General features: G+C 60.3%; 14 protein-coding genes. 8 read left to right on the top strand and 6 right to left on the bottom strand.

All coding sequences use genetic code 11. From position 1 onward, the window contains the following. Positions 1–365: 365 nt before the first annotated feature. The 3 genes from leuA to xseA form a co-directional block, all read right to left on the bottom strand. Complete coding sequence (leuA, locus tag D8U73_RS22170) at positions 366–2,045, bottom strand: 2-isopropylmalate synthase (RefSeq protein WP_056855172.1); 1,680 nt, start codon at positions 2,043–2,045, stop codon at positions 366–368. A gap of 468 nt (positions 2,046–2,513) precedes the next feature. After that, complete coding sequence (locus D8U73_RS22165) at positions 2,514–3,335, bottom strand: peptidoglycan DD-metalloendopeptidase family protein (protein WP_056855173.1); 822 nt, start codon at positions 3,333–3,335, stop codon at positions 2,514–2,516. Between the two features lie 3 nt (positions 3,336–3,338). Then, positions 3,339–4,718: an exodeoxyribonuclease VII large subunit gene (gene xseA, locus D8U73_RS22160; RefSeq protein ID WP_056855174.1), complete on the bottom strand. Its 1,380-nt coding sequence runs from the start codon at positions 4,716–4,718 to the stop codon at positions 3,339–3,341. Between the two features lie 135 nt (positions 4,719–4,853). On the opposite strand from xseA, the gene D8U73_RS22155 reads away from it, so the two are divergent. Further along, the gene (locus D8U73_RS22155) at positions 4,854–5,621 is read left to right on the top strand and encodes a sulfite exporter TauE/SafE family protein (protein WP_130905809.1); all 768 of its coding nucleotides are present in this window, start codon (positions 4,854–4,856) and stop codon (positions 5,619–5,621) included. A 107-nt stretch (positions 5,622–5,728) separates the two neighbouring features. On the opposite strand, the gene D8U73_RS22150 is transcribed toward D8U73_RS22155, so the two are convergent. Genes D8U73_RS22150 through D8U73_RS22140 form a run of 3 tightly spaced genes read right to left on the bottom strand, consistent with a single transcriptional unit; the run spans position 5,729 to position 8,107 of the window. After that, positions 5,729–6,121, bottom strand: a complete 393-nt coding sequence (locus D8U73_RS22150; protein WP_056855176.1) for a hypothetical protein — start codon at positions 6,119–6,121, stop codon at positions 5,729–5,731. 8 nt (positions 6,122–6,129) lie between these two features. After that, the gene (locus D8U73_RS22145; RefSeq protein ID WP_056855177.1) at positions 6,130–6,558 is read right to left on the bottom strand and encodes a DNA polymerase III subunit chi; all 429 of its coding nucleotides are present in this window, start codon (positions 6,556–6,558) and stop codon (positions 6,130–6,132) included. Between the two features lie 58 nt (positions 6,559–6,616). After that, the gene (locus D8U73_RS22140) at positions 6,617–8,107 is read right to left on the bottom strand and encodes a leucyl aminopeptidase (protein WP_056855178.1); all 1,491 of its coding nucleotides are present in this window, start codon (positions 8,105–8,107) and stop codon (positions 6,617–6,619) included. Between the two features lie 309 nt (positions 8,108–8,416). On the opposite strand from D8U73_RS22140, the gene lptF reads away from it, so the two are divergent. From lptF to recO, 7 genes are all read left to right on the top strand, one after another. Further along, positions 8,417–9,535, top strand: coding sequence for an LPS export ABC transporter permease LptF (lptF, locus tag D8U73_RS22135; protein ID WP_056855179.1), 1,119 nt, complete (start codon positions 8,417–8,419; stop codon positions 9,533–9,535). Continuing rightward, the gene (lptG, locus tag D8U73_RS22130) at positions 9,528–10,589 is read left to right on the top strand and encodes an LPS export ABC transporter permease LptG (protein ID WP_056855180.1); all 1,062 of its coding nucleotides are present in this window, start codon (positions 9,528–9,530) and stop codon (positions 10,587–10,589) included. Before lptF ends, lptG begins: the two co-directional genes overlap by 8 nt. Positions 10,590–10,760: 171 nt before the next feature. Beyond that, complete coding sequence (gene lepA, locus D8U73_RS22125) at positions 10,761–12,560, top strand: translation elongation factor 4 (protein WP_056855181.1); 1,800 nt, start codon at positions 10,761–10,763, stop codon at positions 12,558–12,560. 5 nt (positions 12,561–12,565) lie between these two features. Continuing rightward, positions 12,566–13,420 (top strand): signal peptidase I, encoded by an 855-nt coding sequence (gene lepB, locus D8U73_RS22120; RefSeq protein WP_056855182.1) that lies wholly within the window; start codon positions 12,566–12,568, stop codon positions 13,418–13,420. Positions 13,421–13,604: 184 nt separating this feature from the next. Continuing rightward, the gene (rnc, locus tag D8U73_RS22115; protein WP_018927089.1) at positions 13,605–14,294 is read left to right on the top strand and encodes a ribonuclease III; all 690 of its coding nucleotides are present in this window, start codon (positions 13,605–13,607) and stop codon (positions 14,292–14,294) included. Next, entirely contained in the window at positions 14,287–15,189 is a 903-nt protein-coding gene (gene era, locus D8U73_RS22110) for a GTPase Era (protein WP_008056597.1), read from the top strand. The genes rnc and era overlap by 8 nt, the downstream gene beginning before the upstream one ends. A gap of 192 nt (positions 15,190–15,381) precedes the next feature. Next, positions 15,382–16,071, top strand: coding sequence for a DNA repair protein RecO (recO, locus tag D8U73_RS22105; protein WP_130905808.1), 690 nt, complete (start codon positions 15,382–15,384; stop codon positions 16,069–16,071). The last annotated feature ends 24 nt before the right edge of the window (positions 16,072–16,095 follow it).

Here is a 16,095-nt window from a genome sequence, read left to right as displayed (position 1 = left end):
GCATTCCCACGCAGAGCGTGGGAACGATCAACAACCCCCGGTACCTTTCGATCGTACCCACGCTCCGCGTGGGAACGCAGCCCGGGACGCTCTGCGTCCCATCTCCGCAGCTGGAGCGCGAAGCGTCCCTTGAGGCATTCCCACGCAGAGCGTGGGAACGATCAACAACCCCCGGTACCTTTCGATCGTACCCACGCTCCGCGTGGGAACGCAGCCCGGGACGCTCTGCGTCCCATCTCCGCAGCTGGAGCGCGAAGCGTCCCTTGAGGCATTCCCACGCAGAGCGGGGGAACGATCAACAAACAAGCAGACAAAAAAAGGCCCCGAGGTTCACACCCCGGGGCCTTTTGCATTGCAGCGAAGGTTTACGCCGCTTTCGCTTCCGGCTGGCTCAGCGAACGGTTCAGCGCGCTGAACAGTGCCTTGAAGCTGGCGGTGGTGATGTTCTCATCGATACCCACGCCGTGCACCGCACGTTCACCGTTTACACGCAGTTCGATGTAGGCCGCCGCCTTGGCATTGGTGCCCGCGCCGATGGCGTGTTCGTTGTAGTCCATGATTTCCACAGGAATCGGCAGGCCGGCCACCAACGCTTCCAGCGCGCCGTTGCCCTTGCCGCGCCAGTGCAGGTTGGTTTCACCCTGACCTTTGCTGGCCACTTCCACTTCGACGGCGCTGTTGCCGTTTTCTTCCTGCAGGCGATGGCTGACCAGCGCGTACGGGGTGTTGGCTTGCAGGTACTCGCTGTGCAGCAGGGCGTGGATCTGCTGGGCAGTCATTTCCAGGCCCAAGCGGTCGGTTTCACGCTGCACCACCTGGCTGAACTCGATTTGCATGCGACGCGGCAGGCTGATGCCGTATTCCTGCTCCAGCAAGTAGGCGATGCCGCCCTTGCCCGACTGGCTGTTGACGCGGATCACCGCCTCGTAGCTGCGACCGATATCGGCCGGGTCGATCGGCAGGTATGGCACTTCCCACAATGCATCGGATTTCTGCTGGGCGAAGCCCTTGCGGATTGCATCCTGGTGCGAACCGGAGAACGCGGTGTGCACAAGGTCGCCAACGTACGGATGACGCGGGTGTACCTGGATCTGGTTGCACTCTTCGACGACTTTGCGCACGCCATCGATGTCGGAGAAATCCAGTTGAGGGTCGAGACCCTGGGTGTACATGTTCAGGGCCACGGTCACGAGATCGACGTTACCGGTGCGCTCGCCGTTGCCGAACAGGCACCCTTCGACACGGTCGGCGCCAGCCATCAGGCCCAGTTCGGTGGCGGCTACGCCAGTACCACGGTCGTTGTGGGTGTGCAGGCTGATGATCACGCTGTCACGACGGTTGATGTGACGGCCGAACCATTCGATCTGGTCGGCATAGATGTTCGGGGTCGCGCATTCGACGGTGGCCGGCAGGTTGAGGATCATCTTGTGCTCAGGCGTCGGGTTCCAGACCTCGATCACCGCATCACAGACTTCCTTGGCGAACTCCAGCTCGGTAGCGCTGAAGGTTTCCGGGGAGTATTCGAATGTCCACTCGGTTTCAGGCTGCTGGGCGGCGTATTTGACGAACAGCTTGGCCGCGCTGACGGCGATTTCCTTGATCCCGTCCTTGTCCTGATTGAAGACAATGCGGCGGAAGGAAGGGGAGGTCGCGTTGTACAGGTGAACGATGGCTTTCTTCGCGCCACGCAGAGATTCGAACGTGCGCTCGATCAGGTCTTCACGGCCCTGGGTCAACACCTGGATGGTGGTGTCGTCCGGGATGTGGTTGCCTTCGATCAGGGTGCGGACGAAGTCGAAGTCGGTTTGCGAGGCGGCCGGGAACGACGCTTCGATTTCTTTCACACCGACTTGCACCAGGGTTTTCCAGAAGCGCAGCTTCTTGACGGCGTCCATCGGTTCGATCAGCGACTGGTTACCGTCACGCAGGTCGGAGCTGCACCAGATCGGCGCGCTGGTGATGGTCTTCGACGGCCAGGTGCGGTCCGGAATGTCGATGGTCGGGAACGCGCGGTATTTCGAAGACGGGTCTTTGAGCATGCTCATCGGGAAATCCTTATTGTGTGGGCCGAAAAAAGGCGGCCTGCCGGTGGATCAAAAGTTCTTGGGGTAACGCTTGGGACGAGGCGCCGCGATTCAGCCCGGCAGTCGCGCGCTGACGAGGCACAAACTGCGGTGCTGGCGGAGCTGAATGAGGGTGTGAGAGGTTTTCATGCCTTCAACCCTAACCTTGGGGGTGAAGGATGGCAAGCGGTCGAAAAAAATTGAGAGGAATCCTCGCTAGCGCATCTTTATCGAGATTATATTGCGTTGATTCGCGTTGTTCTTTTGCTTGTTTGCGCAAGGTTTGGTCGATGCGCAATCGCCTGTGGTGCTGAAAGCTCCTGTAGGAGCGAGCCCTGCTCGCGATGGACGTCATCGATAACGAGCCATGCCTGAATGGTCGCGGTGCCTAAGCGTTTTTCGCCAGCAGGCTGGCTCCTACAGGGATTGAGGCGTATCCGGCACAAATTACTAAGGCTGAAATGCCCCAATGAAAATCGCTGGATCCACCCGCGCATCATTCAGGCTGATATTCCAATGCATGTGCGGCCCGGTTGCGCGGCCAGTCGCTCCGACTTTGCCGACCACTGCGCCGCGAGCCAGTTGCTGGCCGACCTTCACGTCGATCTTCGACATGTGACAGAACATGCTGATGAAGCCCTGACCGTGATCGACGAACACGGTGTTGCCGTTGAAGAAGTAATTGCCGAGCAAAATCACCTTGCCCGCCGCCGGGGTCTTGATCGGTGTGCCTGCGCCCACCGCGAAATCCAGGCCGGAATGGGGATTGCGTTCTTCACCGTTGAAGAAGCGGCGCACGCCGAACTTGCTCGACAGCGGGCCGTTGACCGGTTTATCCAGCAGCAGGTTGCTTGGGGTGTTCGGGCTGAAGGTGCGATAGGCGGCAATCTGCTCGGCGAGTTCACGCTCGATGCGCTTGAGATTCTCCGGGTCCGGATTGACCTGCTGGGTGTTTTTCAAGGTGATGCGCTGTTCCGGGTATTTCTTGTTGCCGACAGTGAATTTCAGGTCGCGACCGCCGCTGCTGATGGATTGGGCACCCGGCTTGACCGTCAACGGCACGCCAACGATGGCCAGCCAGTTGTTCTGCTCCTTGACCACCAACACCGGTTTGCCCTGATAGCTGGCTTTCGGTGCTTGTGCCGCAACTCCCAGGTCGACGACGGCCACGCCGCCTGGCACCGGTTTGTTCAACAGGCGCGTGATGTAGCTGTCGGCATGGGCATTGAAGGTCAGGCACAACAGCAGCAGCGAAGCAAAAAAACGCGGCATGGATCAGTCCAGTAGAGAAAGGGTGACGGGTGTCAGGTGATTGTCTTCGACCCGCACTTGCAGTTCACCTTCACCGAGCTTGGCCTTGAGGCGCTGACCCGTATGGGTTTGCTTGGCGCTGCGGATCGCGTTGCCGCGTTCGTCGAGCAAAATGCTGTAGCCGCGGCCGAGGGTCGCCAGAGGGCTGACCACGTGCAACGTCTGCATCTGGCTTTGTAACTGCAAGCGGCGGCTTTTCAGACCCTCGCGGATGGCGCGGGGCAGGCGTTCGGCAAGGCTGTCGAGGCGTTGGCGCAGCATCGCCAGTTGCCGGCCGGGATGTTGCCCGGCGAGGCGGGTTTCCAGGCGGATCAGTCGCTCGCGTCGGGTGTTGAGGCTGCGTTCAAACGCGCGACGCATGCGCATGTCCAGATCATCCAGGCGTTGCGCTTGCTGACGCAGGCGTTCGCCCGGATGGCGCAGACGGCGAGAGATGCCTTCCAGGCGCAATCGATCACGCATCAGCCGGTCGCGCATGCGCATCACCAGTCGGCGATGCAGGCTTTCGACCCGGCGCACCAGGTCGCTGGAGTCCGGTGCCAGCAGTTCGGCGGCGGCGGATGGCGTCGGCGCGCGAACGTCGGCCACGAAGTCGCTGATCGAGACGTCGGTTTCATGGCCAACGGCGCTGACAATGGGCGTCACGCAGGCATCCACGGCGCGGGCCACGGCTTCTTCGTTAAAGCACCAGAGGTCTTCCAGCGAGCCACCGCCCCGGGCCAGGATCAACGCGTCGAAGCCACGGGCATCCGCCAGCTTCAGGGCGCGGACAATCTGTGCCGTCGCTTCGCGGCCCTGTACGGCGGTGGGAATCAGCGTCAGTTGCACTTGCGGCGCACGGCGGCGGAATACGCTGATGATGTCGCGGATCACCGCTCCGGTCGGCGAGCTGATGATGCCAATACGTTGCGGGTGCGCCGGCAATGGCACTTTACGTTCGGCACTGAACAAGCCTTCGGCGCTGAGTTTTTCCTTCAAGGCATCGAAGGCCAGGCGCAGCGCGCCGTCACCCGCTGGCTCCACGGTGTCGAGTATCAGCTGGTAATCGCCGCGTCCTTCGAACAACGAAACTTTGCCGCGCACCTTGACCGCCAGGCCGTCCTTCAACGCTTGGCGCACTCGCGCGGCGTTCTGCCGGAACAGCGCGCAACGCACTTGGGCGCCGCTGTCCTTGAGGGTGAAGTAGACGTGGCCGGAGGCAGGACGGGCGAGGTTGGAGATTTCGCCTTCGACCCAGATGTTGCTGAACACATCTTCGAGCAACACCCGCGCGCGGCCGTTGAGCTGGCTGACGGTGAGGACTTCGCGGTCCAGGCCGAGTCTTGCAAAGGGATCTTTAATCATGGGGCGCAGTTTAAAGGCATTTGGTGGGCAATCTCCATGATCCGGCATAAATCCGTTGTGGAAGGTTTTTTTGTGGCAGCGAGTTGGCTCGCACAGGGTTAAAGTCGTCAGCGGTAATCAAGGATGACAAGGGGAATGAGCGTGGTTGAGTTGTTGACCCAATGGCCATTCGGCGCCATGGACTGGTTGATCATCGGCGCGGGCATCGCCCTGGCCTACATCGTATTCGGCATCGCCGGTTTCGGTACGGCGCTGGTCGCCGGGCCGATTCTGATTCTGTTCATGCCATTGTCGAAAATCGTGCCGCTGTTGGTGTTGCTGGATTTTGTCGCGGCGTTCGGCAACCTGTTGCCCTCGCGACGGGATGTGGCGAAACCGGAGTTGCTGCGGTTGCTGCCGTGCATGGCGCTGGGCTGCACCCTCGGGGTGATTTTCCTGCTGAACCTGAAATCCGATCTGTTGCTGCTGCTGATGGGGGTGTTCATCAGCGCCTACGCGGTCTACAGCCTGTGGATAAAAGTCCGACCGGAACAGTTGTCCGCCGCGTGGGCGGCGCCGATGGGGACAGTGGGCGGGATGTTCGGCGCGTTGTTTGGCAGTGGCGGTTTCTTGTATGCGATCTACCTGAACAGTCGGCTGCCCAAGGATGAAGCGCGGGCGACGCAAAGCGCGCTGATCAGTTGCAGCACCGTGGTGCGCTTGAGTCTGTTTGCGGTCGCAGGCGTGTATGCCGAACTGCCATTGCTGGTGTTGGCGCTGTGTCTGCTACCGGCAATGGCGCTGGGGTTGTGGATTGGCCGACGGCTGACCAAGCGCTTGTCCCGCGAGGCGTTCGTGCGGTTGGTGACCTGGTTGGTGCTGGCCAGCGGGATTGCCTTGATCGGGCGTTACCTCAGCACCTGATGCGCGGCGCTCTTGTAGGAGCATGGCTTGCCCGCGATAGCGATCTCACGGACGCCATCGCGGGCAAGCCTTGCTCCTACAGGAAAGCAACATGTGTCAGCTCAGTATCAATCGTTGTACTGGCTTAGCAACCGCTCAAGCCGCGCGCTAAGGCGTCGTTTGATTTCGGTTTCGATGTGCGGTGCGAAGTCGTCGATCACGTCTTGCATGATCAGTTGCGCGGCGGCGCGCAGTTCGCTGTCGAGGTACAGCAGCGCATCGCCGTTCTTCTCGGCACTTGGCGCTGGTTGAGCGGCGGGCCTGGGGGGAGGTGTCGGTGCGATGGTCGGCGCAGGTTCGCTGACGGTGTCGAACAACATTGGGATCTGTTCCTGGTCACCGTCCTCGACCGTGTCGGTCAGCAGCGGTGGTTGCAGGTTGTCATCGCCGAGCAATTGGCGGATCGACTCAAGGTCGTCCAGCAGATGCGCGGACTTTTGCAGCGGTTTTGGAGTGTCCATCGGAATGCTCAGAGTCGCTGTAAACGGTGATCTTGCAGAGGATAGCCCTGTTCGCGGTAGAAACGGAAACTCTCCCGCGCGGCCGCTTTGATCGTCGGATCTTCAACCACCACTTCCGCCACGCGGGCGAAGCGCTGGGCAAAGGCCGGGACTTTCAGGTCGAGGTTGACCAGCAGGTCCTGATGCTGACCGCAGTCGTCACCCAGACCCAGGACAATCAAACCGTCCGATTCACTTTCAGCAGGGCCGTGGGGCACAAAGCTTTCGCCCTTGAAGGCCCACAGGCGTGCATCGAGATCATCACGCTGGGCGGCGTCGCTGCAATGCAGGTAGACGCGGTGGCCCATGCGCCAGGCTTTTTCGGTGAGCTTGCAGGCGAAGTCCAGGCGTGCCGAAGGATCGGCACTGGGCAGGATGTAAAAGTCGACTTTGGTCATTGCGGTTCCTGAGCCGGGGCGGCGTCAGCCGAAGCGACGCCGCCCAGGTTCATTGGTTTCAGGCTTTGGCGCGATCCAGCAGGTATTGGGTCAGCAGTGGAACCGGGCGGCCAGTGGCGCCCTTGTCCTTGCCGCCGCTGGTCCAGGCTGTGCCGGCGATGTCCAGGTGTGCCCAGTTGAGGTTCTTGGTGAAGCGCGACAGGAAGCAGGCCGCGGTGATGGTGCCGGCTTTCGGGCCGCCAATGTTGGCGATGTCGGCAAACGGGCTGTCCAGTTGTTCCTGGTATTCATCGAACAGCGGCAGTTGCCAGGCGCGGTCGTCGGCAGCCTGGCCGGCGCTCAGCAGTTGGCCGATCAATTCGTCGTTGTTGCCCAGCAGGCCCGAGGTATGGGAGCCCAGGGCAACCACGCAGGCGCCGGTCAGGGTGGCGATGTCGATCACCGCTTGCGGCTTGAAACGCTCGGAGTAGGTCAGGGCATCGCACAGCACCAGACGGCCTTCGGCGTCGGTGTTGAGGATTTCCACGGTCTGGCCGCTCATGGTGGTGACGATGTCGCCCGGACGCGACGCGTTGCCGCTCGGCATGTTCTCGGCGCACGCCAGGATGCACACCAGGTTGATCGGCAGCTTCAGTTCGAGCACGGCACGCAGGGTGCCGAACACGCTGGCGGCGCCGCCCATGTCGTACTTCATTTCATCCATGCCGGCACCTGGCTTGAGGCTGATGCCGCCGGTGTCGAAGGTGATGCCTTTACCGACCAGCGCATATGGCTTCTCGGATTTCTTGCCGCCGTTGTATTGCATGACGATCAGGCGTGGCGGCTGGGCGCTGCCCTGGCCTACGGCGTAGAACGAACCCATGCCCAGGGCCTTGATCTTCTTCTCGTCGAGGACTTCGACTTTCAGATCCTTGAATTCCTTGCCGAGGTTTTTCGCCTGCTCGCCGAGGAAGGTCGGGTGGCAGATGTTCGGTGGCAGGTTGCCCAGGTTACGGGTGAAGGCCATGCCGTTGGCGATTGCGGTGGCGTGGGTCACGGCGCGCTGGACTTCAGCCTGGGCGGCCTTGATGGTCAGCAGGGTGATTTTCTTCAGGGCACGCGGTTCGGCTTTCTGGCTCTTGAACTGATCGAACTGATATTCGCCGTCCACCAGGGTTTCGGCCAGCAGACGGGTCTTGCCGTAGCTGTCGCGGCCCTTGACCACAACTTCGTCCAGGGCCAGCACGGCGTCGCTGCCGCCCAGGCCTTTGAGGGTGTTGAGGATGCCGGCGATGGTTTTGCGGAACGGACGGTCGCCCAGCTCTTCATCCTTGCCCACGCCCACCAGCAGCACGCGTTCGGCTTTGAGGTTCGGCAGGCTGTGCAGCAACAGGCTTTGGCCAACTTTGCCCGCCAGGTCGCCGCGCTTCAGAACGGCGCTGATGGCGCCACCGCTGAGTTCGTCGAGTTGTTTGGCGACGGCGCCGAGCTTGCGGCCTTCGCTGACGGCAACCACCAGGGTGGCGGTCTTCAACGTTTCCGGGTTAACGCTTTTTACAACCAGTTCCATGTCCGGGTCCCTGAATTTGATAGTCAACACGCAAGCGCTCGACAAGTGTGTATGTCGCTCGCCTATAAATAGAAAGGCGCCGGTCGTGACCGGCGACGAAGGCCGCAGTTTGAACCTCGCTACCGGCGCCTGACAACCCTCGGTTGTACGATCTTCAGCGCTTTGACAGCCTGCTCGCGCGGTGCGAAGTGACAGGCGCGATCAATCACAGGATAATGCGCCATCTTTTTTTCGGCGGCTCTGCATTAGAGCTGTCTGATATGTTTGCTTGTTTGGCCGCCTTAGCCTGACAACCCTGGAGTGTCTGGTTTGATCGTCTTCCGTTATCTATCCCGCGAAGTCCTGTTGACCTTGAGCGCCGTCAGCGCCGTGCTGCTGGTCATCATCATGAGTGGGCGCTTCATCAAATACCTCGCCCAAGCCGCTTCGGGTCAACTGGATCCGGGGTCGCTGTTCCTGATCATGGGCTTTCGCCTGCCGGGCTTCCTTCAACTGATCCTGCCATTGGGCCTGTTCCTCGGGATTCTGCTCTCTTACGGTCGCCTGTACCTCGAGAGTGAAATGACCGTGCTTTCGGCCACCGGCATGAGTCAGCAGCGCCTGTTCCGCATGACCCTGTTTCCAGCCACGCTGGTGGCGCTGGTCGTGGCATGGTTGAGCCTGAGCCTGGCGCCACAGGGTGCCAATCAGTTTCAACTGTTGCTCAACAAACAGGACGCCCTGACCGAGTTCGATACCCTGGAGCCGGGCCGTTTCCAGGCGCTGCGTGACGGCACCCGGGTGACCTACACCGAACAGTTGTCGGATGACCGCATCAACTTGGGCGGCGTCTTCATTTCGCAGAAAAACATCAGTTCCGACAAGAAGGATCGCGGGATCTCCGTGCTGGTGGCTGAGAAGGGCCGCCAGGAAATTCGCCCCGACGGGAACCGTTACCTGATTCTCGACAATGGCTATCGCTACGACGGTAACCCAGGGCAGGCCGATTACCGGGCGATCAAGTACGACGAGTACGGTGTGTTGCTGCCCAAGCCGGATGTCAGTGACGAAGTGACCGACCGCGACGCGATGACCACCACCTCGTTGCTCGGCAGTGACGACATTCGCTCCCGTACCGAACTGCAATGGCGCCTGTCCCTGCCATTGCTGGTGTTTATCGTGACCTTGATGGCGGTGCCGTTGTCGCGGGTCAATCCGCGCCAGGGTCGTTTCCTCAAGTTGTTGCCGGCGATTCTTCTGTATATGGCTTACCTGACCATCCTGATTGCCGCTCGCGGCGCGCTCGAAAAGGGCAAGATTCCACCTGCGCTGGGCTTGTGGTGGGTGCACGGGATATTCCTGGCCATTGGCCTGGGCCTGCTTTATTGGGAGCCTCTGCGCTTGAAGATGGCGAGTCGCCGCAGCGCGCTGGAGGTGGCCCGTGGTTAAGCTCGATCGCTACATCGGTAGCAGCGTATTCATGGCGATCCTTGCGGTATTGGGGATCATTCTTGGCCTGGCAACCCTGTTTGCGTTCATTGACGAGATGAGCGATGTCAGCGATACCTACACCCTGGTCGACGTGCTCAGCTATGTGTTGCTGACGGCGCCGCGGCGTCTGTATGACATGTTGCCGATGGCGGCACTGATCGGCTGCCTGATCGGCCTCGGCAGCCTGGCCAGCAACAGTGAACTGACCATCATGCGCGCGGCTGGCGTATCGATCGGGCGGATCGTTTGGGCGGTCATGAAGCCGATGCTGGTACTGATGCTGGTGGGGCTGCTGATTGGCGAGTACGTCGCGCCGGCAACCGAAAGCACCGCTCAGGCCAACCGTTCGCTGGCTCAGGGCAGTGGCGATGCGCAGAGTGCCAAGCATGGCCTGTGGCACCGTCAGGGTGACGAGTTCATTCACGTCAACTCCGTGCAGCCCAACGGCTTGCTGTATGGCGTGACCCGCTATCGCTTCGATGATCAGCGCCACATGCTGTCTTCCAGCTTCGCCAAGCGTGCGGAGTTCGACAAGGATCACTGGCAGCTGAGCGACGTCACCACCACACTGTTCCACGAAAAGAGCACGGAAGTGGTCAGTACGCCGGTCGAGCGCTGGGATGTGGCGTTGAGCCCGCAGCTGCTGAGCACCGTGGTCATGGCGCCCGACTCGCTGTCGATCACCGGCCTGTGGGGTTACATCCACTATCTGGCGGACCAGGGCCTGAACAATGGTCGCTACTGGCTGGCATTTTGGGTCAAGGTGTTGCAGCCACTGGTCACCGCCGCCCTGGTATTGATGGCCATCTCTTTCATCTTCGGCCCATTGCGCTCGGTGACCCTCGGTCAGCGAGTGTTCACCGGTGTACTGGTGGGGTTCACCTTCCGCATCGCCCAGGATTTGCTGGGGCCTTCGAGCCTGGTGTTCGGTTTCTCGCCGCTGTTTGCGGTGCTGGTGCCGGCCAGTGTCTGTGCCCTGGCCGGGCTCTGGCTGTTGCGTCGCGCCGGTTGATGGCAGCCTCTTGCTGATCTCGCTGATGATAAAAAACGCCCCTGTCGCAAGACCGGGGCGTTTTTGTACAGGCCGTCCGGCCTGCAAACGTGACGCTTGCACCGGGGATCAGGTACAATTCCCGGCTATTTTTCGGCGGGCTATGCCTGCAGCCTTTTTGAGTGTTGATCCGTGAGTGATTTGAGTCATATCCGCAATTTCTCCATCATCGCCCACATTGACCATGGCAAGTCGACGCTGGCCGATCGCTTCATCCAGATGTGCGGCGGCCTGGCCGAGCGTGAAATGGAAGCCCAGGTACTGGATTCCATGGATCTTGAGCGTGAGCGCGGGATCACGATCAAGGCCCACAGCGTTACTCTGTATTACAAAGCCCGCGATGGCATCACCTATCAGCTGAACTTCATTGATACCCCGGGCCACGTTGACTTCACCTACGAAGTCAGCCGCTCGCTGGCAGCCTGTGAAGGCGCACTGCTGGTGGTCGATGCCGGTCAAGGCGTTGAAGCGCAGTCGGTTGCCAACTGCTACACGGCCATCGAACAGGGCCTGGAAGTGATGCCGGTGCTGAACAAGATCGACCTGCCACAGGCCGATCCGGACCGTGTCAAAGAAGAAATCGAAAAAATCATCGGCATTGATGCCACCGACGCGGTCACTTGCTCTGCCAAGACCGGTCTGGGCGTCGATGAAGTGCTTGAGCGTCTGGTCACCACCATTCCTGCGCCGACCGGCAACATCGAAGATCCGCTGCAAGCGTTGATCATCGATTCCTGGTTCGACAACTACCTGGGCGTTGTCTCCCTGGTGCGTGTGCGTCACGGCCGGGTGAAGAAGGGCGACAAGATTCTGGTCAAGTCCACCGGCAAGATCCACCTGGTGGACAGCGTCGGCGTATTCAACCCGAAACACACCGCTACCGTTGACCTGAAGGCCGGCGAAGTAGGCTTCATCATCGCCGGGATCAAGGACATTCACGGCGCGCCAGTGGGCGATACCCTGACCTTGAGCTCGACGCCGGACGTCGACGTACTGCCAGGTTTCAAGCGCATCCAGCCGCAGGTCTACGCCGGTCTGTTCCCGGTCAGCTCCGACGACTTCGAAGATTTCCGCGAAGCGCTGCAAAAGCTCACCCTGAACGACTCGTCGCTGCAGTACACCCCGGAAAGCTCCGACGCCCTGGGCTTCGGCTTCCGTTGCGGCTTCCTCGGCATGCTGCACATGGAGATCATCCAGGAGCGCCTGGAGCGCGAGTATGACCTGGACCTGATCACCACCGCACCGACAGTAATCTTCGAGCTGCTGCTCAAGACCGGTGAGACGATCTACGTCGATAACCCGTCGAAACTGCCGGACTTGTCTTCGATCGAAGACATGCGCGAGCCGATCGTGCGTGCCAACATTCTTGTGCCGCAAGAGCACCTGGGTAACGTCATTACCCTGTGCATCGAAAAACGCGGCGTGCAGGTCGACATGCTGTTCCTCGGCACCCAGGTTCAAGTGACCTACGACCTGCCGATGAACGAAGTGGTGCTGGACTTCTTCGATCGCCTGAAATCCACCAGCCGCGGCTATGCTTCGCTGGATTATCATTTCGATCGTTACCAATCGGCTAGTCTGGTGAAACTGGACGTGCTGATCAACGGCGACAAGGTCGATGCCCTGGCGTTGATCGTGCACCGTGACAATGCGCACTACAAAGGTCGCCAGTTGACCGAGAAGATGAAAGAACTGATTCCGCGGCAGATGTTCGACGTGGCAATCCAGGCCGCCATTGGCGGGCAGATTGTGGCGCGGACAACCGTCAAGGCGCTCAGAAAGAACGTATTGGCCAAATGCTACGGTGGTGACGTCAGCCGTAAGAAAAAGCTGCTGGAAAAGCAAAAGGCCGGTAAAAAACGCATGAAGCAGGTCGGTAACGTGGAAATTCCACAAGAAGCCTTCCTTGCCGTGCTCAGGTTGGATAGTTAGGTCCTATGTCACTAAATTTCCCGCTGTTGCTGGTCATCGCCGTGTTCGTCTGCGGCCTGTTGGCGTTGCTTGATCTGTTGATCCTGGCGCCGCGTCGGCGTGCCGCCATTGCCTCCTATCAGGGCAGCGTCAGCCAGCCGGACAGGGTGGTTGTCGAAAAGCTGAACAAAGAACCGCTGCTGGTTGAATACGGCAAGTCGTTCTTCCCGGTGTTGTTCATCGTGCTGGTGCTGCGTTCGTTCCTGGTGGAACCGTTCCAGATTCCTTCCGGTTCGATGAAGCCGACCCTGGACGTTGGCGACTTCATTCTGGTGAGCAAGTTTTCCTACGGGATCCGCCTGCCGGTGATCGACAAGAAAATCATCGAAGTCGGCGAGCCGCAGCGCGGCGATGTGATGGTGTTCCGCTATCCGAGCGATCCGAACGTCAACTACATCAAGCGTGTAGTGGGCCTGCCGGGGGATGTAGTGCGTTACACCGCCGACAAGCGCTTGTTCGTCAACGGCCAGTCGATTGCCGAGCAATTGGTCGGCTCCGAGCCGGGCACGCTGGGCAGTGCCGAGCTCTACAAGGAAAAACTCGGCATCGCCGAGCACCTGATCCGCAAGGAAATGAGCCGCTACCGCGCCGCACCGGATCGTTCCTGGACGGTGCCTGCCGGGCACTACTTCATGATGGGCGACAACCGCGACAACTCGAACGACAGTCGCTACTGGGATGATCCGAGCATTCCCAAGGATCTGCTGGGCATGGTTCCCGACAAGAACATTGTCGGCAAGGCCTTTGCAGTCTGGATGAGCTGGCCGGAACCCAAACTCAGTCACCTGCCGAATTTCTCGCGGGTTGGCCTGATCAAGTAATCAAACACGGCGCTGTTGAACACAGCGCCGAATGCATTTCTGGAACCGGCACAATCGGCGCCAGATGCATGAAGCCAATGATATTCAGGACGTTATTTTTGAACACAGCGTTAATTGTCCCAGGCCTGCGCCAAATTCCGGCGATGGCGGTGGAATCCAACCACGAACTCAGCGTGGGTAAACCGTGAGCGTCTCCTTAAGCCGTCTCGAGCGTCAGCTCGGCTACACCTTCAAGGATCAGGAACTGATGGTCCTGGCCCTGACTCATCGCAGCTTTGCCGGGCGCAACAATGAGCGCCTGGAATTCCTCGGTGATGCCATCCTCAATTTCGTTGCAGGCGAAGCGCTGTTCGATCGCTTCCCGCTGGCCCGCGAAGGTCAATTGTCGCGTTTGCGCGCGCGTTTGGTGAAAGGTGAGACCCTGGCCGTACTGGCTCGTGGTTTCGATCTGGGCGAGTACCTGCGCCTGGGTTCCGGTGAGCTGAAGAGTGGCGGATTCCGTCGCGAATCGATTCTGGCCGATGCCCTGGAAGCACTGATCGGTGCGATCTATCTGGATGCCGGCATGGAAGTGGCGCGCGAGCGCGTGCTGGCCTGGCTGGCTGGAGAATTCGAAGGCCTGACGCTGGTCGACACCAACAAAGACCCGAAAACCCGCCTGCAGGAGTTCCTGCAGTCCCGTGGTTGCGAACTGCCGCGTTACGAAGTGGTGGATATCCAGGGTGAACCGCATTGCCGGACGTTCTTCGTCGAATGCGAAATCATCTTACTGAATGAAAAAAGCCGAGGTCAGGGTGTGAGTCGTCGTATTGCCGAACAGGTAGCGGCCGCCGCAGCACTGATTGCCCTGGGTGTGGAGAATGGCAATGACTGATACAAACGCAACTCGCTGTGGCTATGTTGCCATCGTCGGCCGTCCCAACGTGGGCAAGTCCACGCTGCTGAACCACATCCTGGGTCAGAAGCTGGCGATCACTTCGCGCAAACCGCAAACCACCCGCCACAACATGCTCGGTATCAAGACCGAAGGTGACGTGCAAGCGATCTACGTCGACACCCCGGGCATGCACAAGGGTGGCGAGAAGGCCCTGAACCGCTACATGAACAAGACCGCTTCGGCGGCGTTGAAAGACGTCGACGTGGTGATCTTCGTGGTCGACCGCACCAAGTGGACCGACGAAGACCAGATGGTCCTCGAGCGCGTGCAGTACGTCACCGGCCCGCTGATCGTGGCGCTGAACAAGACTGACCGCATCGAAGACAAGGCCGAGCTGATGCCGCACCTGTCCTGGTTGCAGGAACAGCTGCCGAACGCTCAGATCATTCCTATCTCGGCCCAGCACGGTCATAACCTTGATGCCCTGGAGCGCGTGATCGCCGATCACCTGCCGGAAAACGATCACTTCTTCCCGGAAGATCAGATCACCGACCGCAGCAGCCGTTTCCTCGCCGCCGAACTGGTACGCGAGAAAATCATGCGCCAGATGGGCGCCGAGCTGCCGTACCAGATCACCGTCGAAATCGAAGAGTTCAAGCAGCAGGGCAAGACTCTGCACATCCATGCCTTGATCCTCGTCGAACGTGACGGCCAGAAGAAAATCATCATTGGCGACAAGGGCGAGCGCATCAAGCGTATCGGCACCGAGGCGCGCAAGGACATGGAGCTGTTGTTCGACTCCAAGATCATGCTCAACCTGTGGGTCAAGGTGAAGGGTGGTTGGTCCGATGACGAGCGCGCTTTGCGTTCGCTGGGTTACGGCGACTTGTAAATCAACACGGGGCGACTGTGGGAGCGGGGCCTCTGTGGCGAGGGCGCTTGCTCCCGCTCGACTGCGAAGCAGTTGTAATCCCTGCCATTGTGTTTTCCCTGAAACACTGAGGTGCACGGTTTTGGGGCCGCTTCGCAGCCCAGCGGCAGCAAGCTCCCTCGCCACAGTGGATCTCCAGAGTTTCGAAAACTGATGTCAAGCAGCCCGCCTCCCGCCCAACCCGCCTACGTCTTGCACTCCCGCGCCTACCGCGAAAGCAGCGCGTTGGTCGACTTCCTCACGCCGCAAGGTCGGTTGCGGGCGGTGTTGCGCAGTGCGCGGGGCAAGGCCGGGACATTGGCGCGGCCGTTCGTGCCGCTGGAAGTCGAGTTCCGGGGCAGGGGCGAGCTGAAGAATGTCGGGCGCATGGAGAGTGCCGGTGTCTCCACCTGGCTCAATGGTGAAGCGCTGTTCAGCGGCCTTTATCTCAATGAATTGCTGATTCGTCTGCTGCCCGCCGAAGACCCGCATCCCGGCGTTTTCGAACACTACGCCGCGACCTTGCTGGCCCTGGCCGAAGGCCGTCCGCTAGAGCCGTTGCTGCGTTCGTTCGAATGGCGCTTGCTTGATGATCTCGGTTACGGTTTCTCGTTGAGCACGGACATCCATGGCGAGCCCATCGCTTCGGACGGCCTCTATCGGCTGCAAGTCGATGCCGGGCTGGAACGGGTCTACCTGCTGCAACCGGGGTTGTTCAATGGCGCTGAACTGCTGGCCATGGCCGAGGCCGACTGGAGTGCGCCGGGTGCTTTATCCGCAGCCAAACGCCTGATGCGTCAGGCGCTGGCCGTGCATCTGGGCGGGCGACCACTGGTTTCCCGCGAGTTGTTTCGAAAGCCGTAAATTCCCCGTGTATGCTGTGCACCG

This window comes from Pseudomonas sp. Sample_22, from assembly GCF_004307635.1.
GTDB lineage: Bacteria > Pseudomonadota > Gammaproteobacteria > Pseudomonadales > Pseudomonadaceae > Aquipseudomonas.
This window is presented reverse-complemented; position numbering and strand designations above follow the sequence as displayed.